The 1404-nt window shown below is 61.9% G+C and carries 1 protein-coding gene; it reads left to right on the forward strand.

Features of this window, described 5'->3' with window-relative positions:
- Positions 1–1404: threonine ammonia-lyase, biosynthetic (gene ilvA, locus CKW23_RS26095; RefSeq protein ID WP_095068688.1), on the forward strand; the 1404-nt coding region annotated here is incomplete at both ends.

The raw sequence follows: 1404 nt of genomic DNA on the forward strand, positions 1-1404 counted from the left end.
AACCAGATATTGCTCAAGCGCGAAGACCTGCAACCGGTGTTCTCCTTCAAGATTCGCGGGGCCTACAACAAGCTGGCGCAACTGAGCCCTGAAGAACTGGCGCGTGGCGTGGTGACGGCTTCGGCAGGCAACCATGCGCAAGGCCTGGCGTTGGCGGCGAAAGTCTTGGGCATCAAGGCGACCATCGTCATGCCCAAGACCACGCCCGAGATCAAGGTCGAGGGTGTGCGCTCCCGTGGCGCTCAGGTGGTGCTGCATGGCGACTCCTTTCCAGAAGCCCTGGCTTACTCCCTCAAGCTGGTGGACGAGCAAGGTTTTGTTTACATCCATCCTTACGATGACCCTGACACCATTGCCGGACAAGGCACGGTGGCCATGGAAATCCTGCGCCAGCAACCGGGACAGCTGGATGCCATTTTCGTCCCGGTGGGCGGTGGCGGCCTGATTGCGGGTATCGCGGCCTACGTCAAATACCTGCGCCCGGACATCAAGGTCATCGGTGTCGAACCCGACGACTCCAACTGCCTGCAAGCCGCCATGGCGGCGGGTGAGCGGGTAGTGTTGAATCAGGTCGGGCTGTTTGCCGATGGCGTGGCAGTGGCGCAGATCGGCCATCACACCTTTGAAGTCTGCCGTCACTACGTCGATGAAGTCATCACCGTCAGCACCGACGAAATCTGCGCAGCCATCAAGGACATCTACGACGACACCCGCTCTATCACCGAACCGGCCGGTGCGCTGGGCGTGGCGGGGATCAAGAAGTATGTCGAACAACGTGGCATCAGCGACCAGACCCTGGTGGCCATCGACTCCGGCGCCAACGTCAACTTCGACCGCCTGCGCCATGTGGCTGAGCGTGCCGAGCTGGGTGAAGGTCGCGAAGCCATCATTGCCGTGACCATCCCCGAGCAGCCCGGCAGCTTCAAGGCGTTCTGCCAGGCCATCGGCAAGCGCCAGATCACCGAATTCAACTACCGCTACCACACCGACCGCGAGGCTCATATCTTCGTCGGCGTGCAGACCCACCCGGACAACGACCCGCGCAGCGCCTTGATTTCAAGCCTGACGGAGCAAGGGTTCCCGGTGCTGGACCTGACCGACAACGAACTGGCCAAACTGCATATCCGCCATATGGTCGGCGGGCATGCCGAGCGGGTCAGCGATGAAGTGGTGCTGCGTTTCGAGTTTCCGGAGCGGCCGGGTGCGCTGTTCAACTTCCTTAACAAGCTGGGCGGGCGCTGGACCATCTCGATGTTCCACTACCGCAACCACGGCGCCGCCGATGGCCGGGTGGTGGCCGGGCTGGTGGTGCCGGAAGAAGAGCGGCATCTGGTGGGCGCAGCGCTGGACGAGATTGGCTATCCGTATTGGGACGAGAGCCAGAATCCGGCGTACAAGCTGTTT

The organism is Pseudomonas sp. Irchel 3A18 (genome assembly GCF_900187465.1).
GTDB lineage: Bacteria > Pseudomonadota > Gammaproteobacteria > Pseudomonadales > Pseudomonadaceae > Aquipseudomonas > Aquipseudomonas cichorii.